This is a genomic window from Microbacterium sp. MMO-113 (assembly GCF_037148555.1).
GTDB lineage: Bacteria > Actinomycetota > Actinomycetes > Actinomycetales > Microbacteriaceae > Microbacterium.
In genome coordinates this window covers 435,313-458,623 of the sequence record NZ_JBBCTD010000001.1, presented here as the reverse complement: position 1 = coordinate 458,623, position 23,311 = coordinate 435,313, and the positions used below count along the sequence as shown (strand labels likewise).

Below are 23,311 nucleotides of genomic sequence, written 5' to 3'. Positions count from 1 at the left end.
CCGAAGGCTACTTCTTCTTCTTGCTCTGCGCGCGCCGCTGCTCGCGGTTGCCCGCCGCCGGGGCGGCCGGCTCCGTGCGCTGCCCGAAGGCGCCGCGCGGGGCCTCCTCCGGCTCGGCCTGCTGCGGAGCCTGCGCCCGCGCCGCGGCCTGGCGCATCCGGTCGGTCGCGGCCTGCTGGACCTGCCCGCGGTCGTTGCGGACCTCGACCTCTCCGGCGTCGTTCGCCGCCGAGTACTCCAGGCGCTGCTCTCCACCGTCGGTGGCGAGCCCCTTGGCCTCGACCTCTGCCGTCTCGGCATCGCCGACGCGACGGACCTCGACCTCGAGGTTGTAGAGGTAGCCGACCGACTCCTCCTTGATCTGACCCATCATCGACTGGAACATCGCGTAGCCCTCACGCTGGTACTCGATGAGCGGATCGCGCTGCGCCATCGCCCGGAGGCCGATGCCGTCCTTGAGGTAGTCCATCTCGTAGAGGTGGTCGCGCCAGCGGCGGTCGAGCACCTGGAGGACGACACGGCGCTCGAGCTCGCGGGTCGCGGCCTCGCCCAGCGACTCCTCGCGCTTCTCGTAGGCGATCTTCGCGTCCGACAGCAGCTCGCGCGTGAGTCCCTCGGCGGTGATGCCGCCCTTGCGTCCTGCGGCCTCCGACACGACCTCGTCGATCGTGACGCTCACCGGGTACAGGGTCTTCAGCTCGGTCCAGAGGGCGTCGAAGTCCCAGCTCTCGTTGTGGCCCTCGCCGGTGTGGTCCTTCACGACGCCGCTGATCGCGTCCTCGATGAAGTGCTGCACCCGATCGGCGATGTCGTCGCCCTGGAGGATGTGGCGGCGGTCGGCGTAGATCGCCTCGCGCTGACGGTTGAGGACGTCGTCGTACTTGAGGACGTTCTTGCGCATCTCGGCATTGCGCGCCTCGACCTGCGACTGCGCGCTGCGGATCGCCCGGGACACGAGGCCCGACTCGATGGGGACGTCGTCGGGGAAGTTCGTGCGGGCCAGGATCGCCTCGGCGGCGCCCGACTGGAACAGCCGCATGAGGTCGTCGGTGAGGCTCAGATAGAACCGGCTCTCGCCCGGGTCGCCCTGACGTCCGGAACGGCCGCGGAGCTGGTTGTCGATACGGCGCGACTCGTGGCGCTCCGTGCCGAGCACGTAGAGGCCGCCGGCCTCGATGACCTTCTCGGCCTCCTCCTCGACGACCTTCTTCATGGCCTCGTAGGTCTCGTCCCAGGCGACCTCGTACTCCTCCGGCGTCTCCACCGGGTCGAGGCCCTTCGCCTTCAGCTCCTGCACCGCGAGGAACTCGGCGTTTCCACCGAGCATGATGTCGGTGCCTCGACCGGCCATGTTCGTCGCGACCGTGACGGCCCCGAGGCGGCCGGCGCGGGCGACGATCTCCGCCTCGCGCGCGTGGTTCTTCGCGTTGAGGACCTCGTGCTTGACGCCCTTCTTGGCGAGCAGGCGCGACAGGTACTCGCTCTTCTCGACGCTGGTTGTGCCGACGAGCACCGGCTGCCCGCTCGCGTGGCGCTCCGCGATGTCCTCGACGACCTGCGCGAACTTCGCGGCTTCGTTCTTGTACACCAGATCCGGCTGGTCCTTGCGGATCATCGGCTTGTTCGTCGGGATCGGGATGACGCCGAGCTTGTACGTCGACATGAACTCGGCGGCCTCGGTCTCGGCGGTACCGGTCATGCCGGCGAGCTTGTCGTAGAGGCGGAAGTAGTTCTGCAGCGTGACGGTGGCGAGGGTCTGGTTCTCGGCCTTGACCGGCACGCCCTCCTTCGCCTCGATCGCCTGGTGGATGCCCTCGTTGTAGCGGCGCCCGACGAGGATGCGCCCGGTGTGCTCGTCGACGATCATGACCTCGTCGTTCATCACGACGTAGTCGGTGTCCTTCTTGAACAGCGCGAGCGCCTTGATCGAGTTGTTCAGGAACGAGATGAGCGGCGTGTTGGCGGACTCGTAGAGGTTGTCGATGCCGAGATAGTCCTCGACCTTCTCGATGCCCGGCTCGAGGACGCCGACGGTGCGCTTCTTCTCGTCGACCTCGTAGTCCTCGCCGGCGACGAGCGTGCGCGCGATCTTGGCGAACTCCGCGAACCAGCGGTTCGCCTCGCCGGAGGACGGCCCGGAGATGATGAGCGGCGTGCGGGCCTCGTCGATGAGGATGGAGTCCACCTCGTCGACGATCGCGAAGAAGTGCTCGCGCTGGACGAGGTCCTCCTTGCGCCAGGCCATGTTGTCGCGGAGGTAGTCGAAGCCGAACTCGTTGTTCGTGCCGTAGGTGATGTCGGCCGCGTACTGCTCGCGCCGCACGGCGGGCGTCTGGCCGGAGACGATGATCCCGGTCGTCATGCCGAGCGCGCGGTAGACGCGGCCCATGAGCTCCGCCTGGTAGCTCGCGAGGAAGTCGTTCACGGTGATGACGTGCACGCCCTCGCCGGCGATCGCGTTCAGGTAGGCGGGGAAGGTGGCGACGAGGGTCTTGCCCTCACCGGTCTTCATCTCGGCGATGTTCCCGAGGTGCAGGGCGGCGCCACCCATGATCTGCACGTCGTAGGCGCGCATGCCGAGTGTCCGCTTGGCGGCTTCACGCACCGCGGCGAAGGCTTCGGGCATGAGCTGGTCGAGCGTCTCGCCCTTCTCGTAGCGGGCGCGCAGCTCGGCGGTCTCGTTGCGCAGCTCGTCGTCCGTGAGCTGGGAGATGTCCTCCTCGAGGGCGTTCACCGCCTTCACCACCTGGTTCAGACGGCGGATGATCCGCCCCTCACCTGCGCGCAGCAGCTTCTCAAGAGGATTCGCCACGGATGTCATCTCCCTGTCATTGGGTCATTCGCCGGCCGCCGTGAGGCGGGCGCCAGGCATACTTTGCCATGTTACCGGCCTGTGACCTCCACGTCGCCTGCATGGGTCCGCCGCGTCGCGTCCGGGAAGTTGCCCGGTATGCATATACTCGGCACTGCTTTCCATCCGCCAGCCTTCAGGAGACCGGTCATGTCCGTACGCCAGAGCCTGCTCGCCATCCTCGATCAGGGCCCCTGCTACGGCTACCAGCTGCGGCACGAATTCGACCGCCGGACCGGATCGACGTGGCCGCTCAACGTCGGCCAGATCTACAACACCCTGGAACGGCTCGAGCGCGACGGGCTGGTCCAGCGCGGGGAGGCCGACGAACACGGCCATGTCTACTGGCGCATCACCGCGGCGGGCTCGGCCGAGGCGGCGCGCTGGCTCGCCGCTCCGGTGCTCCGCGCTCCGGCGACGCGCGAGGAGCTCGCCGTGAAGCTCGCGGTCGCCGCCACCCTGCCCGGAGTCGATGCCGCGACCATCCTCCGCAGTCAGCGGGACGCCTCGCAGCAGCGACTGGACGAGCTGCGCCGCACGCCCTCCCCCGGGCTCGCGGCGGGCAGTCCCGAGGACCTCGCGTGGTCGCTCGTCCTCGACTCCCTCGTGTGCGCCGCGGAGGCCGAGCTGCGGTGGCTCGATCAGGCGGAGGCACGACTCGCGCAGCACCCGCATCCGGAGATGGCCCTGGAGCTCACGACGGAACGCCCCAAGAGAGGCCGCCCGGCGAAGACGGTGCCGTCCGCCGTCGCCGGCGGCGACCCCGTCGCGGTGCCCGCCTGAAGAGTTCGGCGACGGCGCCCTCCGTTCGCCTGGAGCGGATGCTCAGCCCGCGCATGCGCCCGGGAAACTAGGATCGGCACATGGCTGGATTTTGGGGCAGACGCAAACGCGAACAGGAAGAACTCGCCGCGCAGGACGCGGACCTCGCCCGGCGTGCGGAGCAGGCACTCGTCGCCGCCGACGAGCGCATCCGCACCACCTCCGACGAGCTCGTCTTCGCGGAGGCCGAGCTCGGCGAGTCCCTGACCGCCGACCTCAAGGCCGCGCTGCTGTCGGTGCGGACGCACCTGCGAGAGGCGTTCCAGCTCCACCAGCTCAACCACGACGAGATCCCGGACACCGACGAGGAGCTGCGCACGCGGAACGCGCGCATCCTTCAGCTCTGCGACTGGGCCCAGGACCTGCTCGACGAGAAGACCACCGTGCTCGCGGAGTCCGTCGCGAAGGTGCGGCGCGCGCCCGAGATCATCGCGCAGGTCCGGGCGGACGCGGAGGCGCTGAGCGCCCGCATCCCGCAGACAGACGAGACCGTGTCCCGGCTCTCCGCGCGCTACTCCGACTCCGCGATGCACCAGATCACCGCGAGCGCCGCCGAGGCGGAGCAGCTGATCCGCTTCGCCACCCACAGCGCCGACATCTCGGAGCGCCGCCGTGCCGCCAAGCAGAACGAGGAGGCGAACCTCGCATTGGAGACGGCCACCGAGGCGACGCGTCGTGCGGGCGCCCTGCTCGATGCGGTGGAGGACTTCGAGATCGAGGCGCTGCGCGCCGAATCGACCCTCGCCGAGGTGATCGCCGACTCCCGCAACGACCTCATCGCGGCGCGGACCGCTCCGTCCACGCCCGCGGTGGCGGAAGCCGTCGCCCGTCTGCAGGCGGCTCTGGCCGCGCTCACACCCTCGGGTCAGCCCAACGACCCGTTCGCCGAGCTCTCGCAGCTGCGCGAAGCGAACGCGGGCCTCGACCACGCCATCGCCACCGCGCGGCACCGCGCCGAGAACCCGCTGCCGTCCATCGCACAGGTGCAGCACGCGATGGACGACGCCGACCGCCAGCTCGGCGTCGCTCGCGGGCTCATCGCCGGCCACCGCGGATGGATCGGCGCGGACGCCCGCACGCGGCTGGCGGAGGCCGAGCGGCTGCGGGTCGACCTGCCGGCTCTCCTCCCCGCCGAGGACACCCGCGAGGCGGCACTGACTCAGGCCCGCCGGGTGGCTCATCTCGCGGCAGAGGCTCTCCAGCTCGCACAGCGCGACATCGACTCCTCGCGCCCGCAGGACCAGGACTGGGGCGGCGGCGGTTGGGGTGGCGGCCCTCGTCGCGGCGGCGGCATGGGCGGTGGCGACCTCGCCTCCGGCATCCTCGGCGGCCTCGTCATCGGCAGCCTCCTCGACGGCATCTTCGACTGACGCCGTCCGGTCTTCGCACGAGAACGGCCCGACCCCCGCGGGGTCGGGCCGTTCTCGGTCGTCTCAGGAGGCGAGCGCCTCGGCGGGCGGCGCCTGCGTGCTCAGGGCGATGACTCCGTAGTCCCAGCCCTTGCGGCGGTAGACCACGCTCGGGTGGTCCGTGCGCGCATCGACGAAGAGGAAGAAGTCGTGCCCGACGAGCTCCATCCGGTCGACGGCCTCCTCCACGGTCATCCACTCCGCTTCGAAGCTCTTCGTGCGGATGACCACCGGGGAGTAGTCCTCCTCCTCCTCGGTCTGCACTGGGATGCTGCCCGTCGCCACGGCGTGCAGCACCTCGGCGGAGGCCGGCTGCACATCGATGCCCTCGAGCGAACCGCTGCCCTTCTCGAAGTGCGGTCCGCGCGGATGCTGCCGTCCGTCGACGCGCTTCTCCTTCGCGCGGCGCAGCTGCTCGGTCATCTTGTCGATCGCCAGGTCGAGCGCCACGAACTTGTCGCCGTCGACGGCCTCGGCACGGACCACGGGGCCCTTGCCGACCAGGGTCAGCTCGACCGTCTCATCCGGGACGCGACCGTTGCGGTAGACCCGGTGCGTGACCTTCACGTCCAGACGTTGCGCCTTGGCGGCGAGGGTCTGGATCTTGGCGATCTTCTCTTCGACGACGGTGCGGAAGCGATCGGTGATGCCCACTCCGACGCCCACGATGCTCGTTTCCATTGCTGCCTCCTTGTCCCGGTCCTCCCGGCCAAGGGCGGACCGTGGTCGCCTTGTGACATCCCACCGTAGTCCGACCCGCCGCGGATGTCACGGCCTGAGGCCCTGTGTCTCCAGTGAGTCTCCGATGAACCTCATCCGGATTCGGTCGGCGACGGCGTGGCGGCGAGCGCGACGGCCCCGACGACCACGAATCCGACGGCGGTGAGGGCTCGCGTGGACTCGTCGAGCGTGGCCCCCGTCGTCACCACGTCGTCCACCAGGACCGCAGGCGCACCGTGCCCCTGTCGGCGCGCGCGCATCGCCCCGCGGACGTTGTCGGACCGCGCCGCAGCAGGCAGCTCCCGCTGATCCCGCACGCGCCGGGTGAGCGCGAGGACGCGTTGCGGCTCCGCGCCGGCGCGCCGCACCAGGAGCTCGGGCACGCGGTAGCCGCGCCGACGGAACGCGGCCCGGGAGGTGGGGACGGGGACCACCCACGCCCCCGGCACGAGGGCGGGCAGGAGCACGGCGGCGAGTGCGGCACCCAGCGGCCGGGCCAGCACGGTCTGCCCCGCTCCCTTCAGCCGCCGGATGCAGGAAGCGACCGGGCCATCCAAGACGAGGGCGGCGTGGACCCGCAGCCCGTCCGGGGTACGCACCTCCCGCGGCACGGGAGCGAGAGCGCCCAGGCAGGAGTCGCACAGCACGGTACCGGGATGCTCGCACCCCGCGCAGCTCGCCGCGAGCAGCAACGCCCCGGTCTCCGCGGCGAGCTCGCCGATCCGTGTCGTGATCCCCATGCCGAGATCCTGCCGCCGGAAGCGTGCTCGCGAATCATCCCGCGGCAGCGGTGAAACCGATCGAGGGGGATCCCGTTCCGTGCAGGAAAGGTCATTCGCCGGCGTGTGTGGCGAGGACGGAGACCCCTTCGGCGATCTCCCGCCACGCCGAACCGGCGTGCGCGAACAACTGCCCCGTGGTGTCCAGGATGCGCACGCCTGCAGGAGTCCTGGCACCGGCGATGGACGCGGCATCGCTGGGCGCGCTCTCCGCCGATGCCGGTCCGCCGACCGGCTGCATGATCAGCCGGGGCGTCGTGGAATCCGTGAGCACGGCGAGCCGATCGGGTCCCAGCCAGACGAGCCCGGTCGACGGCTCGGTGAGCTGGATGAGCTGTCGCACTTCACCGAGCTCTGTGGGCACCCCGGCGCCGTCCCGGACGATTGCCGCGACGACGACCCAGAGCTGGCCGCCGACGCGCACCACCGCAGCGACCCTGGCGCCGTCGGCGGCGACCCGGATGTCCGAGATGGCCGAGGCGTTCGGCCACGCGCCGGCCACCTGGTGCCCGACGACATCCGGGCCGACCGCGAGCAGTGCCTGCGGCGCTCCCGCGGGCACCGACCACACGTAGCCATAGGGATCGAGGGACGGCTGCACGAGACCCGGGCGGGCATCCAGCTCGTTGCGGGCATCGTCGGTCGCCAGGTACACGTGACCGTCGTCCAGCTGCAATGCGGCGGTCGCATCGTCCGCGGCCACGTCGATCGCCGAGATCGGCTGCGGAACGGCCTGGATCTGCGCACTGATCCCGGGGATCGACGCGATCTCGTCGCCGACGATGCGACCGAACCTGCCGTCCTTCAGCACGAGCGTCCCCGGTTCCGGCGTGGTGCCCACGACGTCGACGACCCCCGCATCGAGCGCTCTGCCGTCGACGCTGAAGCGCACCTGGGTGACGTTCACCCCCGCGGCCTTCAGCGTGGCCTGAAGCTGCGTGCGCATCCGGGCCAGGGTCGTGTCGTCCAGGCTCGCCGCGGGGCGCGTCAGCGCCACCTCCGCCGCCTGCCCCGTGATCAGCACCGCGTCCTGGGCGAGCTGGACGTCCGCGGGGAAAGCCGTCTGCACAGCCGGATCGAGCCACTCCGCCGGCGTGCCGCTGACGAGTGCCTGCGTGACAGTCGTCGCCGGACTCTGGCGTCGCGGGAACCATCGCATGTCCGGGACCAGCCGCGACCAGCGCGCATCGAACCACTGCAGCGAGTATCCCTCGAACACGTTCGGGAACCTGCTCTGGTCGATCACCACGCCGTCCGGTGCCTCGGTGATCCGCCACTCGCCGTCCTCGCCACGGGCGAGAGCGAACGGCACGCTCGAATCGCCGGGGGCGCCGCTGTACGCCCCGGAGTCGTCGACGCTCGCGACCAGCTCGAGCAGGACCTGGACCTCGGCCTCCTCGGCGTCTTCGAGCTGATCGTCGGCGAGGTCGGAGGTGAACGTGCGGGCTTCCGGCCCGGCGTCGATGGAAACCCCCGCCGAAGGCCGCCAGCTGCGCTGCAGCGGCGGGGCCAGGAACTCCCGGGCCGTCGCCCAGTTGTCGGAGGTGGTGATGCCGGCTTCGAGGAACCCCTCCACGATCTCCTCTGGCCCCGCCCCCGCCACGGGACCGGAGGCCACCGGGAGCACGTCGACGTCGTCAGGCGACTCCCCCAGCTCCAGCCCGACGGCGACGTCTCCGCTCGTCGGCAGCCCGGCGCACGCGGGAAGCAGGAGCGCGACCAACGCCAGTGCGGCGCCACGGACGAATCGACTCCTCATGCGCGTGCTCATGACTGATCCTTCCCGTCGAGCAGATCGGAGTAGGCCTCGGCGATGGAGATCGGCTGCGTGGCATCACCGAGTTCGGCGAGCGGCTCCTGCGGCTCCACCGGGATCGGGCTCGGACCGTCCAGCACTCCGTCGTGGCGCGGGATGGTGAGCACGAAGTGCGAGCCGACGCCGAGCTCCGACCAGACCGCCAGGGTCCCGCCGTGCAGCGTGGCGTCGCCGAGGGCGATCGACAGTCCGAGCCCCGTGCCGCCGATCGTGCGCTGGCGCGACGGATCGGCCCGCCAGAAACGATCGAACACCCGTTCCGCGTCTCCGGGGTCCATGCCGAGCCCGAAGTCGCGGACACCGGCCGCCACCGCGTGCTGGTTGCTGTCCACCGTGACGACGACCGGGCGTCCCTCTCCGTGCTCGATCGCGTTGCCGATGAGATTGCGCAGCACCCGCCGCACGCGGCGCGGGTCCATGTCCACCGGCGAGTAGCCCCCCGGCGCCACCAGACGGACTTCCGTGCCGTGTCCTTCCGCGAGCGGCCGCATCTGCTCGATGACGTCCTCCGCGAGCTGCGCGAGACTCGTCGCCTCCAGCTCGAGCTGCACGGACCCCGCGTCGTACCGGCTGATCTCCAGCAGGTCGGCCAGCAGCGTGTCGAACCGCTGCACCTGCGCGTGCAGGAGCTCGGCGGTGCGTGCGGTCGTGGGGTCGAACTCGTCGCGCTGGTCGTTGAGCATGTCGGCGGCGAGGCGGATCGTCGTCAGCGGGGTCCTCAGCTCGTGCGACACGTCGGACACGAAGCGCTGCTGGACCATCGACAGCTCGCCGAGCTCCTTGATCTGCGCCTCGATGCTGTCGGCCATCGCGTTGAAGGAGCGACCGAGGGTCGCGAGCTCGTCCTCGCCGTGCACCTCCAGCCGCACCCCGAGGTCACCCGCCGCGAGCCGCGCGCTCGTCTCCGCCGCCTGGACGATCGGAGTGGACACCGTCCGCAGCACGATCCAGGAGATGGCCGCGACGATGGCCACCAGCCCGATCCCGGCGATCCACAGGGTGCGTTGCACGAAGACGAGGGTCTGGTCGGCGTCGGCGAGGTCGTAGGCGAAGTAGATCTCGAAGGACCCGGCCTGCGGCACCTGGAGCTGCTGCCCCACGACGATGCCCGGCACCACGCCGCCGTCCTCCGTGGGCAGGGCGACGGACTGCCAGGCCTGCCGGTCGTCGAACTCGCGGACCCTGGCCTGCAGCTCGGGGCTCAGCAGATCCGGTGTGAGTCCGGCGGTGAAGCCGTTGAGCCGGACCGCCCCCGAGCCGTCCTGGATCTTGAAGCCGGCGAGCAGATCAGCACTCGACGTCCGGGAGAGGGTGTCGGGGATGCCGTTCCACAGATCGGTCAGAGCGGCGGGATCATCGCCCACCTCCGCCACGTCCAGAAGCGACTGCGCCTGGTCCACCGCACGCCGTGCGTCCTCCAGCGCCACGTTCTTCCGGGACACGAAGAGGTCGTTCTGGATGACGAGCGCCATCGTGACGCACGTGATGAAGATCGCCAACGAGGTGGCGACCAGGGTGATCGCGAGGGTACGGAACCGGAGCGACCGTCGCCACAGCGCCGCCAGCACGTCCGGCCAACCGCGCCAGTCGCGGAGGACGGCGACGGCCGTGGTCGCTGTCGTCGCGGCCATGGGGTCCCTAGGTGACGCTGCCGGCGCGATAGCCCACGCCGCGGACCGTCATGACGATCTTGGGGTTGTCCGGGTCGAGTTCCACCTTCGCCCGCAGGCGCTGCACGTGCACGTTCACGAGCCGGGTGTCGGCCTTGTAGTGGTACCCCCAGACCTGCTCGAGGAGCATCTCCCGGGAGAACACCTGCTGGGGCTTGGAGGCGAGGGCCACGAGGAGCTGGAACTCCAGCGGTGTGAGGGCGATCGGCGTCGTCCCGCGGCGCACCTCGTGCGCGTCCACGTCGACGGTGAGGTCGCCAATCCGCAGCTGCTCGCTGGAGGCCTGCGGCGTCGGCCGCAGCCGGGTGCGGATGCGCGCCACGAGCTCCTTGGGATTGAACGGTTTGACCATGTAGTCGTCGGCCCCGACCTCGAGACCGCGCACCACGTCGGCCGTGTCGCTGCGTGCCGTCAGCATGATGATCGGCACCCCCGACTCGGCGCGGATCCGCGTGCAGATCTCGATGCCGTCCATACCGGGGAGCATCAGGTCGAGGAGCACCAGGTCGGGACGCTGCGCGCGCCACTCGTCGACGGCGCGCGCGCCGTCCGCGCAGAACACCGGCTCGAATCCCTCCGTGCGCAGCACGATGCCGATCATCTCGGCGAGCGCGGTGTCGTCGTCGACCACAAGGATGCGTGAGGTCATAACTGTTACCTTATGGCACCGAGTCCCGCCCTCCGCAGGTCTGCGCCTCAGCGCGAGGATATGACACGATGGGAGCGCACGACGGAGGGAGGCCCGTGAGCGGCCAGACGTGGACCCCAGCTCCCCGGAAGGGCATCATCCCCCTTCACCCGCTGACCTTCGGCATGCTGCTGGGCAAGGCCTTCGCGGCGCTGCGGCACAATCCCAAGGTCCTGTTCGGGTTCGCCGTCGTCATCCAGCTCGTGGTCGTCATCGCCACCGCCGGGGTGATGGGCGTCGTCCTGTTCACGACGTTCTCCCGGTTGGAGACGGTCTCGCCCTCCTCCCCCGACTTCGAGGCCGTGTTCGCCGGCACCATCGCCATCAACCTCCTCGCCGGACTCATCGTCGGGCTCGCGTCCATCGCGTTCACCGCTCTCATGCAGGGCGTCGTGGCCGCCGAGGTCGGCTACGCCACGATCGGCGTCAAGGCGACACTGCGCATGCTGTGGCGTCGCATGCTCCCGGCGTTCTGGCGGCTCGCCGGGTTCGCGTCCCTCTCGGTGGTCGCCCTCTTCGGCGGCCTGGCGATCGTCGCGGGGGTCATCGGCGCGCTCATCGCCGGCGGCCTCGGCGGCACCCCGAGATGATCGGCATCGTCGTGCTCGTCGTGGTCCTCCTGGGCCTGGCAGCGATCCCGCTCACGGTCTGGCTGTCGACCAAGCTGCTGCTCGTCCCCTCGATCCTCGTGCTGGAGCGCGCGCGCTTCCGGGAGGCGTTCGTGCGGTCCTGGCGCCTGACCCGCGGCCGGTTCTGGGTCGCGTTCGGCGTCACGTTCCTCATCAGCCTGATCATGGGCCTCGCGATGCAGGTGGTCAGCTTCCCGACCGCCATGCTCTCCTCGTTCCTCGGCACCGTCATCGCGCCGACCGGCGCCAGTGAGCCGAGCGCGGTCGTCGGGTACGTCTTCGCTCTCCTCGCCCCGCAGGTGCTCCTGCTGATCCTGCAGGCGATCGCCATCGTCGTGCAGAGCACCGGCGGCGTGCTCGTCTACCTCGATTGCCGGATGCGCTACGAGGGTCTGGACCAGGCCCTCCTCTCCCATGTCGAGCGCCGCGACCTCGGCCTCCCCGAGGAGCAGCTCGGCGATCCGTTCGCGGTCGATCCCTCGCGAGCCGTCACCAGTGCTCCCCCGCCGCGCCAGGTGCCGGAGCACGTCATGATGACGCAGGCATACGGTGCCCCCGGGTACGGCACCCCCGGGTACGGCACCCCCGGGTACGGTCCCCCGGCGTACGGTCCCCCCGGGTACGCGCCACCGCCCGCGCCCGGCGTGCAGACGGCGCCTCCCGCTCCCCCCGCCTTCGCCCCGCCGCCCCCGCCCGCACCGGCGCCTCCGGCCTCACCCCCCGCCGAGGCCGGCGGCGGATGGACAGCTCCGGGCAGCACCCCGCAGCCATGATGCGACGCTTCGACGACGTCTTCGTCCCGGATGGGGACGAAGCACGACGCTGGGCCGAGGAGGAGCTGTCCAACCCGCGGTACGCGGACGCCAAGCCCACCTGGTTCGATCTGCTCGCCCGCGATGTGATGCGCTTCCTCACCGATCTCTTCAGCGGGGACAACGGGGCGAACGTCGGCCCCACCGCGCTCATCGTCGTCACGGTCCTCATCGCCGCGGCCCTGATCACCGCGCTGATCGTCTGGGGACGCCCCCGACGCTCCCGGACGATCCGGCGCGCGCCCGGCGACCTACTCGGTGCCGCCGACGACCGCAGCGCCGCACAGCTCCGCGCCGATGCCGAGCGCAGCGCACGCCAGGAGGATTGGGACACCGCCGTCGTGCTCCGGTATCGCGCGATCGCCCGCAACCTGCTCGAACGAGACCTCATCGATCCGGCGCCCGGCGCGACCGCGCAGTCGCTCGCCCGCTCCGCGAGCGCGGTGTTCGCCGATGAGGCGGACGCCCTCCGGCGCGCCGCTGCATGCTTCGACGATGTGCGCTATCTCCGGCACCCGGCCACCGAGGACGACTACCGGCACCTCGCTGCGACCGACGAACGCCTCCGTGCCCGCCGCCCCGAGGAGGTGCCCGCTTGACGACGACCGCACCCGCCCTCGCCGCCGGCGGCACCGCCGAGCGTCCGCGGCGTCGCACCGCCTCCGTCCTCGGATGGCTCCTCGTCGCGGCACTCGTGATCGGGGTCGCCCTCGCGGCCTCCCAGCTCGCGGCGAGCGGACCCGGCGCGCGCGGCACCCTCGATCCGGAGAGCCGCTCGGGAACCGGCGCCCTCGCCCTGGCCGAGATCCTGCGGGATCAGGGGGTCGAGGTGGAGGTCGTCCGCTCCCGGGCCGCCGCTGTCGCCGCTCTCGACGCGGACAGCACCCTCGCCCTGACCAATCCCTACGCCCTCTCCGACGACGCGCTGGCGGATCTCCTCGCCCCGGCCGACCGAGTCGTCTTCCTCTCCACGGGAACGCACCTGTTGAGCGAACTCGCCATCGGAGAGAACGCCTCCGGCTCGGCATCGCCGCGATCAGCCGGGTGCGCCGTGCCCGCCTTCGCCGAGATCGGCGATATCCGCCCCGATCGGCTCTTCGCCCCCGCCGACGGCGTCACCGGCTGCTTCGGCGAAGACGGCGCCGCCGCCGTCCTCGTCGACGAGAGGAACGGATACCGCGCTGTCGTCGAGGGCGTGAAGCTGTTCAGCAACGCGGCTCTCGCCGAAGACGGCAACGCCGCGCTCGCCCTCGCCCTGCTCGGGCAGACCGACCGGGTCGTCTGGTACGTGCCGTCCTTCGAGGACACCGACATCGAGACCGCCTCCCCCGACACCCTCGGCACGCTCACCCCCGAATGGGTCACGCCGGCGATCCTGCTGCTGCTCATCGCCGGCCTCGCCGTCGCGATCGCCCGAGGCCGGCGATTCGGTCCGCTCGTCGCCGAGACGCTCCCCGTCACCGTGCGCGCGTCGGAGACCATGCACGGACGCGCCCGCCTCACCGCCAGGGCCGCCGACGCCGCGCACGCCGCCGAAGCGCTCCGGGAAGGCGCCCGAAGACGACTCGCGCGACGCCTCGGGCTGGCCGTGCACGCCGACGCGGACGAGATCGCCGACGCCGCCGCCGATCGCCTCCGGATCCCCCGCGGCACACTGCAGAGTCTTCTGGCGGGGCCACCGCCCGGCGATGACGCCGCGCTCGTCGCCCTCGCCCGACGCCTGGACGAGCTGGAGACAGCCGTGGAGACGAGCACACAGCCCCCGGGGAGCCCCGCATGAGCACCCGTCCACCCCGCATCCCTTTCCCGACCGAAGCCGAGGAGACCCCGTGACCGACGAGAACAGTCCCGCCGACGACGCCGCGCTGCGGCAGGCCATGCACCGCGTCCGCACCGAGGTCGACAAAGCGGTGGTGGGCCAGGCCGGCACCGTCACCGGCCTCCTCGTATCGCTCCTGGCTCGGGGCCACGTGCTGCTGGAAGGGGTGCCGGGGGTGGCGAAGACCCTCGTCGTGCGCTCGTTCGCACGCGCGTTGGGCCTCGACACCAAGCGGGTGCAGTTCACGCCCGACCTGATGCCGGGGGACGTCACAGGGTCTCTCGTCTATGACGCCCGGACCGGGGAGTTCGACTTCCGCGCCGGACCGGTCTTCACCCACATCCTGCTGGCGGACGAGATCAACCGCACACCGCCGAAGACACAGGCGGCGCTCCTGGAGGCGATGGAGGAACGCCAGGTCTCGGCGGACGGTGTGAGCCGCGCGCTGCCCGATCCCTTCCTCGTCGCCGCGACGCAGAACCCGATCGAGCACGAGGGGACGTACTCGCTGCCGGAGGCCCAGCTCGACCGCTTCCTGATGAAGCTCGTCGTCGGCATGCCGGAGCGGGACGCGGAGGTGTCCGTGCTGCGACGCCACGCCCAGGGCTTCTCCCCGCGGGACCTCACGGGAGTGGAGGCGGTGATCGGCGCCGACGAGATCCGCGCCGCCCAGCGCGCCGCAGCCCGGGTGGACGTGACCGACGACGTCCTCGGCTATGTGGTCGATCTGGCCCGGGCGACCCGGCAGTCGCCGTCCGTGGAGCTCGGCGCCAGCCCCCGCGCCTCGACCGGCCTCCTCGCCGCGGCGAAGGCCTGGGCGTGGCTGAACGCCTCCACCGCCGTGACCCCCGACCACGTCCAGACGATGCTCGTGCCGGTGTGGCGGCATCGTCTCCAGCTCCGCCCCGACGCCCAGATGGAGGGCGTGTCCGCGGACGCCGTGCTGACGTCGGTGGTCCAGCAGACCCGGGTGCCGATCTAGGTGTTCGTCACGGGCCGTCTCGCCGTCGCCCTCGCCGTCGGCATCGTGCCGCTGGTCCTCGCCGGACTGGCGGGCTTCCCGCCCTACGCCGTCCTGGGCGGGTGGATCGGTCTCTGCGCCCTCCTCGTCGGCGTCGATCTCGTCTTCGCAGGCGACCCGCGCGCGGCGACCGTCACCCGTCGGGTCCCGTCGCGCGCGCGCCTCGGCGAGCTGATCCCGGTGAGCGTGGCGGTGGAGAACCGCGGGGCCCGGCTGCTCGACGTCCTCCTCCGCGACGCCTGGCAGCCCACCGCGGGAGCGCCGTCCGAGCGGCAGCACCTGCGCATCCCGCCCGGCGAACGACGGCGGGTGGACATCCCCCTGCGTCCGCGGCGCCGGGGCGAGCTCGTCAGTGCCTTCGTCGTGCTCCGGTCCCGCGGGCCACTGGGGCTCGCGGGCCGACAGGCGCAGCACCCCGTCCGCGGCGCGATCCGCGTGCTCCCGGCCTTCACCTCGCGCAAGCATCTGCCCTCCCGGTTGGCGCGCCTGCGCGAGCTCGACGGCAACACGAGCATCCAGGTCCGCGGCCAGGGCACCGAGTTCGACTCGCTGCGCGAGTACGTCCGCGGGGACGACGTCCGCTCGATCGACTGGCGGGCGACGGCGCGGGCGGGGACGACGATGCTCCGCACCTGGCGTCCCGAGCGGGACCGGCATGTGGTCCTCATCGTCGACACCGGCCGAACGGCTGCCGCCAGGGTCGGTGACGGCACGCGGCTCGATGCGGCGTTGGAGGCGGCGCTCCTGCTGTCGGCGCTCGCCGCACGGGCGGGGGATCACGTCCACCTCCTCATGCACGACAGGGTCGCCCGGGCACGGGTGACCGGAGTGGACGGCGCCGCGCTCCTGCCCGCGCTCACCGATGCGATGGCTCCGGTGCACGCCCGACTCGTGGACACGGATTGGCATGCGGCCTTCGCAGCGGTGCGTACGCTGACCACGCGCCCTTCCCTCCTCGTCGTCCTCACGGCGCAGGACGCCGCCGAATCGGCTCGCGGCTTCCTCGGCGCATTCCCCGACGCCTCGCGGGCCATGACGGTGCTGGTCGGCTCGGTGACGGACGACGGCATCGCCGCGCTCGCCCGCGCCAGGCGGTCCAGGGAGGACGTCTACCTCGCCGCCGCCGCCGAGCGCACGCTGCGGGACGCCGAGAACGTCGCCGACGCGATCCGTCGGGCCGGTGGCGAGGCCATCGCCGCGGATCCCGAAGACCTTCCGCCGCGGATCGCCGACCGCTACCTCGAGCTCAAGGCGGCGGGGCGGCTCTGACCGCGGACGCCGACCCTCACCCGGCGACGAGCCGCGGCGTACCGGACTCGTACTCCACGAGATCACCGGTCTCGCCGCGACGAGAGGCGCGTCGGCCGATCACGAGCATGTAGATGAGGAAGACCGCGAGGGCCGCGGCACCGATGCCGATCTTGACCGGCCAGGGCAGGGCCCATCCGGTCACGAAACCCTCGACGAGTCCGGAGAGGAAGAGCGCGAACACCAGACCGAGGGCGACGGTGGCCAGTGCCCTGCCCTCCTCCGCGAGCGCCTCGCCGCGGGTGCGATGGCCCGGGGCGACCCAGGCCCAGAACATGTGCAGACCCGCGGCCGCAGCGACGAAGATGCACGTCATCTCGAGCATGCCGTGCGGAAGGATGTACAGGACCATGAGGTCGGCCTTGTCATGGACGGCCATCACCGCTCCGGAGGTGCCGAGACCCATGGCGTTCTGCACGAGCATGTAGACGGGCCAGATCCCGGTCACGCCGAACAGCACGCACTGCATCGCGATCCAGGCGTTGTTCGTCCAGACCATGCCCATGAACACGGCGGCGGGGTTCTCCGTGTAGTACCCGGTGAAGCTCTCGTCAGCGTACTGCTGAAGAGTGTCGGGCGGCCCGAGCGTGGCCACCAGGGCGGGGTCGCTCGCGATCCAGGCCGCGGTGCCGACGGCGACGGCCACGAAGGCGAGGGCGATGACGAGGGTCGTCCACCGCAGCCGGTACAGGGCTGCGGGCAGTTGGAGCCGGAAGAACCGCGACGTCTGCGTGAGGATGCTGTCGGCGGCACCCGTGAGCCGGAGCCGCGCGCGCACAAGGATCGTGGAGAGGTAGGCGCCCTGCGGCGACTCCCCGACGGAGGTCTTCAGCTCCGCGAGGTCGGCCGAGGCGGCGCGGTACCGCACGATGAGCTCGTCCACCCCGGCACCGTCCAGACGGGCGCGGCTGAGGGTGTCCAGCCGTTCCCATTCGGACCGGCGCGCATCGGTGAGGGCATCGGCATCCACCTGATTTACTGTACTCATGTCCGCGCAGATCGACGTCTCCGACGAGGTGCTCTCCGGGGAGGCGGTCGCGATCGACGTCCAGCCCGTGGGGTTCCTCCTTCGGGCGGCCGGCGCCGTCATCGACATGCTGCTCGGCTATGCCGTCTTCATCGGATCGATCCTCCTGCGCATCTGGCTCCTCGACATCGGCGTGCTCGACCCGGCCACGGACCGCATCGCCCTCGTGGCCTCCCTCGTCCTCAGCTTCGTCGTCCTGCCGATCACGATGGAGGTGGCGCTCAAGGGACGCAGCCTCGGAAAGCTGGCCATCGGCGGGAGGATCGTGCGGATGGACGGCGGAGCGGCCGGATTCCGCCACGCGTTCATCCGCGCGCTCCTCGGCGTCCTCGAGATCTACCTCACCTTCGGCGGCCTTGCCGTGCTCGTCGGCGCCTTCACCGCACGATCCCAGCGCCTCGGCGACCTCGTCGCCGGCACGTACAGCCAGCGGGTGCGCACTCCGAAGCTGGTCACGCTCGCGCCGGTGCTGCCTCCGCAGCTGACGGCGTGGGCGCAGGTGGCCGATGTGGCGCGCCTTCCGGACCGACTCGCCCGGCGCATCTCGCAGTTCCTGGTGAGCGCTCCTCGCATGCTCCCGGCTGCACGGGAGCGAGTGGCCCGTGATCTGCTCGCCGAGGCCGCGCCCTTCATCTCCCCGCTGCCGGCTGCGCCACCCGAGCTCGTCCTGGTCGGTGTCACCGTTCTCCGGCGCGAGCGCGAACGCCGCGCGCTCGCCAACGCGGACCGGCGCGCGGAGCGCCTGACCGGTCGTCGTCTGAGCGTCTGACGGCCTCGCCGGTCAGGGCCGGTCGACGCTCATGCGCGCAGCGCCTCGTGGCGGACGACGAGCCATCCCGCGGGGACCGAGAGCCGGTCGGCGTGCGGCGCGCAGAGGTCGTGCGCCTGCGGATCGTTCGCCGCGCCGAGCGGGCCGAGCGCAGCCATCTGGTCGCCGTAGTCATACGTGAGGGTGGCCACGGCCTCGCGCGCGCAGCCGACCTTCGAGCACAGTCGTCCGTCCATCTCCGTCAGCGTACGACTCCATCCGACCGCGGCGGCGGTGCCGCGCCGGAAGTGGCCGCTGCGCCTAGACTTTCGACATGCCCCGTCGCCGTTCCGTCCCCGCCTCCACCGCTCGCCGCGGTGCCAGGCACGGCCGACACGGCCGCCTCGGGCGCAGCGAGGTCGTCAAGCCTCCGCTCGCCCCGTTGGACGGGCGCATCGATCGCTTCGATCTCACCGTCGGCACCGCGGTCGAGTTCCTCCGCGGGACGTGGCCGGAGCTCCAGGACGTCCGGTTCGAGATCGGTGCGCTGCCGTCATACGACGCCGACGGCGAGGTGCCGCGCTGGCATCTCGACCGTGAGCAGCGGAGGATCGTCCTCTTCCGCATCCCCATCGAACGCCTTCTTCCGCCCGGTCACGACGACGCCGCGCATCGACGGATGGCGATCGAGAGCGCTGTCTTCCGCGCGGCGGCCGAGTACGTGGGCCGGGAGCCGTGGGATCTGGGCCACGACCACTGATCCGGCTCGTCAGGGGTAGACGGTGATCGACGTCTCGACACCAGGGGACGGTGGGACCGGGAGCACGGCGACGGCGCCGGGCGCGGTCATCGCGACGGCGGCGTGCACCTCGCCCGAGGGCCGGAGCAGGTAGGTCGTCTCCGCGGCGACATCGAGGCCACGGGTCTCCCCCGCCGGGATGACGATCTCCTGCGGCGAGCCGCCGTCGACGGACGAGAGCGAGACGGTGGTGTCCTCGTCAGACGTGTTGGCCAGTTGCAGTCGCGGAGACGGACCGGACGGCACCGCGAACGCGACCTCCGCATCGATCTCGGGGGCGGGGGTGACCCACGCGAAGTCGGAATCCGCTCCGAAGCCGTCCTGCTGACGGACTCCCGCGATGACCGGGGCGTCGGCCTCGATCTCCACGGTGTACGTCCCGGGCTCGAGTCCGCTGAGCGAGACCTGGGCCGGCTCGTCCGCGGTCAGCGGCACCGTGAACTCGTCCAGACCGGGGCCGCCGCCCTCGGCGGTCACACGGACCTGGGCGAGCGCGTCCGCGCCGGGAGCAAGCAGTCGCAGCACCGTCATGTCCCCCTGGTCCCCCGTCGCGGCGAACGCCTGCACGCCCGGGAGCACGACGCGCTGCTGAGGCCCGGGCACCGCTTCCTGCTGGTCGGCCCCCACCGGGTCGAGCACCTGCATCAGCGCGGACTGCAGGACGGCGCGGACCGGTGCCCCGACCGCGCTCACCTTGACGACGGGGATGTCGTTCCCTGCGGCGACGGAGGTCAGCGGCAGCGCCGTCTGCGTGCGCGGCGGGACGATGACGGTACGACCGCCACGCGCCGATCCGTAGACCGCGAGGGTCACGGTCGCGGGGACGTCGGACGCGTTGGCGAGGAGGACCACGTCCTCGGCTCCGGTGCCCACCGACCCTCCGACGAGCCACGACTCCAGCCGCGGGATGCCGCAGGGCGAAGCCGCGAAACCGGCGAGGTCGTCCGCGGCCAGGGTGGACGACTCGGCTCCCGCGATGAGCGGCGCCGTGCGTCCCTCGACGGCACCGGTGAGCACGGGCACCTCCTGCCCGTCCACCAGATCCGGGACGGCGAGCCCCGCCTGCGACGGGACACCGCTCGTGCCCCCTGTCGTGAGTTCAGGAGTCGCCGCCCGGCGCATCTCCGACGGGGCGGCCGTGTTGCGACCGAGAGCGTGGAAATCGCCCGCGCACACCAGGACGCTGTCCCCGGGGAGCGGAGTCACCTGCTGCTGTGCCGGCTCGTGCGTCACGGTCGGCCAAGGGGCGTGCACGGCGGTCGCGACGCCCAGCACACAGGCCGCGGCGACCACGACTCCAGTGACGACGCGCGCACTGGTCGCGGCGACGCGGAACGCACGGTTGCCGGTCATCGGTGGTCCTCCTCGGTGCCGGTGCTTCCTCGGCTCTCGACGGACGCAGGGGTGTCGGTGGGATCGCCGTCCGGCACGTCGTCATGGTCTTCGTCGGTCGGCTGGGCGTCGGCGATCGGGGCGAGCGCCTCGTCGGCCAGCGCGGGCTCGTCCTGCGGATCCTCGACGGCGCCGACCGGCGGCACGTCGGCTGCGTCTGGCACGGTGTCCTCCGCATGGCGCGGGAGCACCAGCGGCTCCTCCGGCGCCCTGCCGACGATCCGCGACTGCGCCCGCGCCGCCCGACGCGACGCGCGCGTCGGGATGGACAGGAGCAGCGCGGCGAGCAGGACCAGGAGCTGCACCGTCACGACGATCCGGGCCGTGCCCTCCTGGGTCGCGCTCAGCGACGCCGGCGCCGCCGGCTCGCCCTCGAGACGCCAGAGGACTCCTCGATCCGTCGACCCTGCCTGCACGAGGCCGGCCCGTTGGTCGATCGCGGCGACGGACGCCGTGCGCAGTGTGCGTGCGCGATCCCCCTCACCCGGCGCCTCCGCGAGGAGGACGTAGCTGATCCCCTGCGCGAGCAGTTCCGCCGGCGCGTCGAAGTCGCGGGCGGAGATGAGGTCGACGGCGAGAGTCGCGATGTCGGTCCCCTGCGGTTCGACCGCCGTCGAGAGCATCGTCGTCTGCGAGCCGAGGGTCTCGCTGGGACCGTGCACCACGTCGACAGCGAGACCGCCGTCGTTCTGCGGCGTGAGGATGAGAGTGGAGATCGGCCGATCCCCGGCCGCCTGGGCTCGCACATAGGCGGGAAGGGTGGATTCGGGGCCGTTCGTCAGTGCGGAGCGGTCGGTGTGGAAGGCGGTGAGAGCGGGGACGGCGCACACCACGAGAGCGAGGGCGGCCACCCCTGTGGCGGCGACGCGCAGGCGCGGCAGCGTGATCGCCGTGTCGAGCGTGATCGTCGCGGCACCCACGACGCCGATCCAGGCGAGGCTCAGACCGGTGCCGGGCCAGATCGGCACCGGAGCGCTCCCCGCGGCGGCGACGCTGATCCCGACGGCGAGAAAGGCGGTCGCGAGTCCGCTGAGCGCGACGACCAGCAGGGTGATGCCCGCCCGCCATCGAGGGGAGACGGCTGACCCCAGCGCGAGCAGCGCGAGCGGTGCGCACAGCAGCGCTGCCCAGGTTCCGGGGACGACGCTCGCCCAGCCCGCCAGATCGCTCGTCGGGAAGCCCCCGGCGATCGCCAGGCGTCCGGCGGCGTCAGCCGACGCCTGCGGCCCGAGCCACGTCAGGCCGGGATCGGCGAGCAGACCGAGCGCGGTGCCGTGGGCGAGCTGCCAGAAGATCAGGGGAGCGAACAGCACCGCGGTGGGCAGGGGAAGCCAGAGCAGGCGGCCCGCCCCTCGGAACTGCGCCGTGCCGAGCACGATCCCCAGAGCCACGACCCACAGCAGCGCGAGGGCCGGAGCCAGGACCGGCGCACAGGCGACGACCGCCGCCAGGAGCAGGGACGCACTGCCCGCCGCGCCCCAGGAGCGGTGGGCGACCACCGCCGAATGGAACAGCCATGGGAGCAGCAGGTGGACGAGCACGGCAGAAGGACGCCCGTCCACGAGCGCGGTGAGGAAGGTCGGCGCGAGCGCCCACGCGATGCCGGCGAAGATGCGCAGTCCGGCCCGATCGGTGACCCGAGTCGCGGCGAACCATCCGCCGAGGACGGCGAGCGGCAGCGCGAGGATCCACAGCAGCACCATCGCGAAGGACGGCGCGCCCGGCCACAGCGACCCCAGGACGGCGATGATCGCGGCGAACGGGTCGGCCGGTCCGACGAGATCGACACCGACCCCGCGCAGACCCCATGCCGCGTCCTGCCACAACGCGCCCACGGTCTCACGCAAGGGCAGGAGGCCACCGCCTCCCAGCGCCGGCCACGCCAGGAGACTCGTGAAGGAGGCGATGCTCACCACCAGCGCGGCCAGCACCGCCCAGGCTCCGCCCCCGGAGAAGAAGCGGAGCTCGCTGACGGCACCGTGCTCGCTGCCGTGCCCGTCGTCGAGCCGACGACGCAGTTGTGCGGGGGTGACGCGCAGCGGGGCGATGCTCGCCCAGCTGGAGGAACGGAACGAACGGATCCGGGCGCGCGATCGGGCGACGGCGCCGAAACGGACCATCGCGAGGAGAGCCGCCCCCCACTCCGGGAACACGGCCTCCGGCCGCTTGCCGATGAGATGGGTGAGGGAACGCCACAGTGCGAGTGGCAGGAACGTCAGCCAGTGCAGCGGCACGGCGGCGGCAGGCGCATAGGCGAGGCGGCGGTGCAACTGTGCGAGGCGGGTGACGAAGGCGCGGCGTGCTCGTCCCGTCGGAAGCGCCGCAGGGCCGTCCGGCGCGGCGGAGACCCGCGCAGCCGGAGCGAGGACGACACGGCCGCCTCCGAGCCGCGCGCGCACGCCGAGGTCGAGACCCTCGTCGGCACCGCCGAGGGCGGGATCGGGGCGCAACGCCTCGCGCACCTCGCCGCGGATGAGCAGGCCGCGGATGTCGGCGCCGAGGGCGTCGTCCATCCGGTCGTGCTGGCCCTGGTCCAACTCCCCGGCCGCCAGCTCGACCGAGCGGCCGAACGTGGTCATGCTCACACCCAAGGAGACGATCTCGCGCTCATTGTCGGTGGCGACGAGTTTCGGCGCGATGATCGCGGCGGACGGCGAGCGCTCCAGCATGCCCGTGAGGCGCTCCAGCGCACGCGGGTGCGGGGCGGTGTCCTGCGCGAGGATCCAGATCGCCGATCCGTCGAGGACGCGGGGGCGCGCCAGATCGAGGGCCTCGGCGAAGGAGGTCGACGCGCGCGCCTCGATGATGCCCTCGACGGTGGCGGCGACAGCTTCGCTCTCCCGTGCGGTGGTGGCGTCGCCGCAGATGATCAGCGTGACGGCCGCGGGCGGGAGCGTCTGCGCGCGCACCGCGTCGAGCGTGCGGAGGAGCTGGGCGCGGGCGGAGGGGCCGGGGCGCGCGACGATGAGGGCATGAACTCGGGCTGGCATGACGTGGTCAG

20 protein-coding genes are annotated in these 23,311 nt (G+C 71.8%); 10 read left to right on the top strand and 10 right to left on the bottom strand.

Annotation, left to right across the window (positions count from 1 at the left end):
• Positions 1-7 precede the first annotated feature (7 nt).
• Positions 8-2,812 carry a preprotein translocase subunit SecA gene (gene secA / locus WFJ36_RS02115; RefSeq protein WP_336642550.1) on the bottom strand — a complete coding sequence of 935 codons (2,805 nt, stop codon included), beginning with the start codon at positions 2,810-2,812 and terminating at the stop codon, positions 8-10.
• A 189-nt stretch (positions 2,813-3,001) separates the two neighbouring features.
• Here secA and WFJ36_RS02110 point away from each other — a divergent pair, with 189 nt between their 5' ends.
• Positions 3,002-3,634 carry a PadR family transcriptional regulator gene (locus WFJ36_RS02110; RefSeq protein ID WP_336642549.1) on the top strand — a complete coding sequence of 211 codons (633 nt, stop codon included), beginning with the start codon at positions 3,002-3,004 and terminating at the stop codon, positions 3,632-3,634.
• An 80-nt stretch (positions 3,635-3,714) separates the two neighbouring features.
• The gene (locus WFJ36_RS02105) at positions 3,715-5,043 is read left to right on the top strand and encodes a hypothetical protein (protein WP_071328289.1); all 1,329 of its coding nucleotides are present in this window, start codon (positions 3,715-3,717) and stop codon (positions 5,041-5,043) included.
• A gap of 63 nt (positions 5,044-5,106) precedes the next feature.
• Here WFJ36_RS02105 and hpf read toward each other — a convergent pair whose 3' ends face one another.
• The 5 genes from hpf to mtrA all read right to left on the bottom strand — a co-directional run bounded on the left by hpf (position 5,107) and on the right by mtrA (position 10,716).
• Positions 5,107-5,763, bottom strand: coding sequence for a ribosome hibernation-promoting factor, HPF/YfiA family (hpf, locus tag WFJ36_RS02100; RefSeq protein WP_071328288.1), 657 nt, complete (start codon positions 5,761-5,763; stop codon positions 5,107-5,109).
• A gap of 131 nt (positions 5,764-5,894) precedes the next feature.
• Positions 5,895-6,542, bottom strand: coding sequence for a ComF family protein (locus WFJ36_RS02095; RefSeq protein ID WP_336642548.1), 648 nt, complete (start codon positions 6,540-6,542; stop codon positions 5,895-5,897).
• 91 nt (positions 6,543-6,633) lie between these two features.
• Complete coding sequence (locus tag WFJ36_RS02090; protein WP_336642547.1) at positions 6,634-8,352, bottom strand: LpqB family beta-propeller domain-containing protein; 1,719 nt, start codon at positions 8,350-8,352, stop codon at positions 6,634-6,636.
• The gene (gene mtrB, locus WFJ36_RS02085) at positions 8,349-10,028 is read right to left on the bottom strand and encodes an MtrAB system histidine kinase MtrB (RefSeq protein WP_071328285.1); all 1,680 of its coding nucleotides are present in this window, start codon (positions 10,026-10,028) and stop codon (positions 8,349-8,351) included. The genes WFJ36_RS02090 and mtrB overlap by 4 nt, the downstream gene beginning before the upstream one ends.
• Before the next feature lie 7 nt (positions 10,029-10,035).
• Complete coding sequence (gene mtrA / locus WFJ36_RS02080; RefSeq protein ID WP_025103044.1) at positions 10,036-10,716, bottom strand: MtrAB system response regulator MtrA; 681 nt, start codon at positions 10,714-10,716, stop codon at positions 10,036-10,038.
• Between the two features lie 95 nt (positions 10,717-10,811).
• Between mtrA and WFJ36_RS02075 the strand changes: the two genes are divergently transcribed.
• The 6 genes from WFJ36_RS02075 to WFJ36_RS02050 all read left to right on the top strand — a co-directional run bounded on the left by WFJ36_RS02075 (position 10,812) and on the right by WFJ36_RS02050 (position 16,305).
• Entirely contained in the window at positions 10,812-11,345 is a 534-nt protein-coding gene (locus WFJ36_RS02075; RefSeq protein WP_336642546.1) for a hypothetical protein, read from the top strand.
• Positions 11,342-12,157 carry a glycerophosphoryl diester phosphodiesterase membrane domain-containing protein gene (locus WFJ36_RS02070; protein WP_336642545.1) on the top strand — a complete coding sequence of 272 codons (816 nt, stop codon included), beginning with the start codon at positions 11,342-11,344 and terminating at the stop codon, positions 12,155-12,157. The genes WFJ36_RS02075 and WFJ36_RS02070 overlap by 4 nt, the downstream gene beginning before the upstream one ends.
• Positions 12,154-12,795: a DUF4129 domain-containing protein gene (locus WFJ36_RS02065; protein WP_071328729.1), complete on the top strand. Its 642-nt coding sequence runs from the start codon at positions 12,154-12,156 to the stop codon at positions 12,793-12,795. The genes WFJ36_RS02070 and WFJ36_RS02065 overlap by 4 nt, the downstream gene beginning before the upstream one ends.
• On the top strand, positions 12,792-13,976 hold the full coding sequence (locus WFJ36_RS02060) for a DUF4350 domain-containing protein (protein ID WP_071328284.1): 1,185 nt from the start codon (positions 12,792-12,794) through the stop codon (positions 13,974-13,976). Before WFJ36_RS02065 ends, WFJ36_RS02060 begins: the two co-directional genes overlap by 4 nt.
• A gap of 97 nt (positions 13,977-14,073) precedes the next feature.
• On the top strand, positions 14,074-14,997 hold the full coding sequence (locus tag WFJ36_RS02055) for an AAA family ATPase (protein WP_256209416.1): 924 nt from the start codon (positions 14,074-14,076) through the stop codon (positions 14,995-14,997).
• Positions 14,998-16,305, top strand: a complete 1,308-nt coding sequence (locus WFJ36_RS02050; protein ID WP_071328282.1) for a DUF58 domain-containing protein — start codon at positions 14,998-15,000, stop codon at positions 16,303-16,305. It begins immediately after the preceding gene.
• 16 nt (positions 16,306-16,321) lie between these two features.
• Here the strand turns inward: WFJ36_RS02050 and WFJ36_RS02045 are convergent, their stop codons facing one another.
• Positions 16,322-17,314 (bottom strand): stage II sporulation protein M, encoded by a 993-nt coding sequence (locus WFJ36_RS02045; protein WP_336642544.1) that lies wholly within the window; start codon positions 17,312-17,314, stop codon positions 16,322-16,324.
• Between the two features lie 16 nt (positions 17,315-17,330).
• On the opposite strand from WFJ36_RS02045, the gene WFJ36_RS02040 reads away from it, so the two are divergent.
• Positions 17,331-18,140 (top strand): RDD family protein, encoded by an 810-nt coding sequence (locus WFJ36_RS02040; protein WP_071328280.1) that lies wholly within the window; start codon positions 17,331-17,333, stop codon positions 18,138-18,140.
• A 29-nt stretch (positions 18,141-18,169) separates the two neighbouring features.
• Here the strand turns inward: WFJ36_RS02040 and WFJ36_RS02035 are convergent, their stop codons facing one another.
• Positions 18,170-18,376 carry a DUF3499 family protein gene (locus tag WFJ36_RS02035; RefSeq protein ID WP_025103036.1) on the bottom strand — a complete coding sequence of 69 codons (207 nt, stop codon included), beginning with the start codon at positions 18,374-18,376 and terminating at the stop codon, positions 18,170-18,172.
• 77 nt (positions 18,377-18,453) lie between these two features.
• Between WFJ36_RS02035 and WFJ36_RS02030 the strand changes: the two genes are divergently transcribed.
• On the top strand, positions 18,454-18,879 hold the full coding sequence (locus WFJ36_RS02030; RefSeq protein ID WP_240742964.1) for a hypothetical protein: 426 nt from the start codon (positions 18,454-18,456) through the stop codon (positions 18,877-18,879).
• 9 nt (positions 18,880-18,888) lie between these two features.
• Here the strand turns inward: WFJ36_RS02030 and WFJ36_RS02025 are convergent, their stop codons facing one another.
• Together WFJ36_RS02025 and WFJ36_RS02020 are read right to left on the bottom strand one after the other, a co-directional pair.
• Positions 18,889-20,271, bottom strand: a complete 1,383-nt coding sequence (locus tag WFJ36_RS02025) for a DUF5719 family protein (protein WP_336642543.1) — start codon at positions 20,269-20,271, stop codon at positions 18,889-18,891.
• Positions 20,268-23,300 (bottom strand): glycosyltransferase, encoded by a 3,033-nt coding sequence (locus WFJ36_RS02020; RefSeq protein ID WP_336642542.1) that lies wholly within the window; start codon positions 23,298-23,300, stop codon positions 20,268-20,270. The genes WFJ36_RS02025 and WFJ36_RS02020 overlap by 4 nt, the downstream gene beginning before the upstream one ends.
• Positions 23,301-23,311: the final 11 nt, after the last annotated feature.

What these genes read in the sequence shown, in the direction of transcription:
- WFJ36_RS02110 (WP_336642549.1), top strand. Translation starts at nt 3,002, where the DNA reads ATGTCCGTACGCCAGAGCCTGCTCGCCATCCTCGATCAGGGCCCCTGC.
- WFJ36_RS02105 (WP_071328289.1), top strand. Translation starts at nt 3,715, where the DNA reads ATGGCTGGATTTTGGGGCAGACGCAAACGCGAACAGGAAGAACTCGCC.
- hpf (WP_071328288.1), bottom strand. Translation starts at nt 5,763, where the DNA reads ATGGAAACGAGCATCGTGGGCGTCGGAGTGGGCATCACCGATCGCTTC.
- WFJ36_RS02095 (WP_336642548.1), bottom strand. Translation starts at nt 6,542, where the DNA reads ATGGGGATCACGACACGGATCGGCGAGCTCGCCGCGGAGACCGGGGCG.
- WFJ36_RS02090 (WP_336642547.1), bottom strand. Translation starts at nt 8,352, where the DNA reads ATGAGCACGCGCATGAGGAGTCGATTCGTCCGTGGCGCCGCACTGGCG.
- mtrB (WP_071328285.1), bottom strand. Translation starts at nt 10,028, where the DNA reads ATGGCCGCGACGACAGCGACCACGGCCGTCGCCGTCCTCCGCGACTGG.
- mtrA (WP_025103044.1), bottom strand. Translation starts at nt 10,716, where the DNA reads ATGACCTCACGCATCCTTGTGGTCGACGACGACACCGCGCTCGCCGAG.
- WFJ36_RS02070 (WP_336642545.1), top strand. Translation starts at nt 11,342, where the DNA reads ATGATCGGCATCGTCGTGCTCGTCGTGGTCCTCCTGGGCCTGGCAGCG.
- WFJ36_RS02065 (WP_071328729.1), top strand. Translation starts at nt 12,154, where the DNA reads ATGATGCGACGCTTCGACGACGTCTTCGTCCCGGATGGGGACGAAGCA.
- WFJ36_RS02055 (WP_256209416.1), top strand. Translation starts at nt 14,074, where the DNA reads ATGCACCGCGTCCGCACCGAGGTCGACAAAGCGGTGGTGGGCCAGGCC.
- WFJ36_RS02040 (WP_071328280.1), top strand. Translation starts at nt 17,331, where the DNA reads ATGTCCGCGCAGATCGACGTCTCCGACGAGGTGCTCTCCGGGGAGGCG.
- WFJ36_RS02035 (WP_025103036.1), bottom strand. Translation starts at nt 18,376, where the DNA reads ATGGACGGACGACTGTGCTCGAAGGTCGGCTGCGCGCGCGAGGCCGTG.
- WFJ36_RS02030 (WP_240742964.1), top strand. Translation starts at nt 18,454, where the DNA reads ATGCCCCGTCGCCGTTCCGTCCCCGCCTCCACCGCTCGCCGCGGTGCC.
- WFJ36_RS02025 (WP_336642543.1), bottom strand. Translation starts at nt 20,271, where the DNA reads ATGACCGGCAACCGTGCGTTCCGCGTCGCCGCGACCAGTGCGCGCGTC.
- WFJ36_RS02020 (WP_336642542.1), bottom strand. Translation starts at nt 23,300, where the DNA reads ATGCCAGCCCGAGTTCATGCCCTCATCGTCGCGCGCCCCGGCCCCTCC.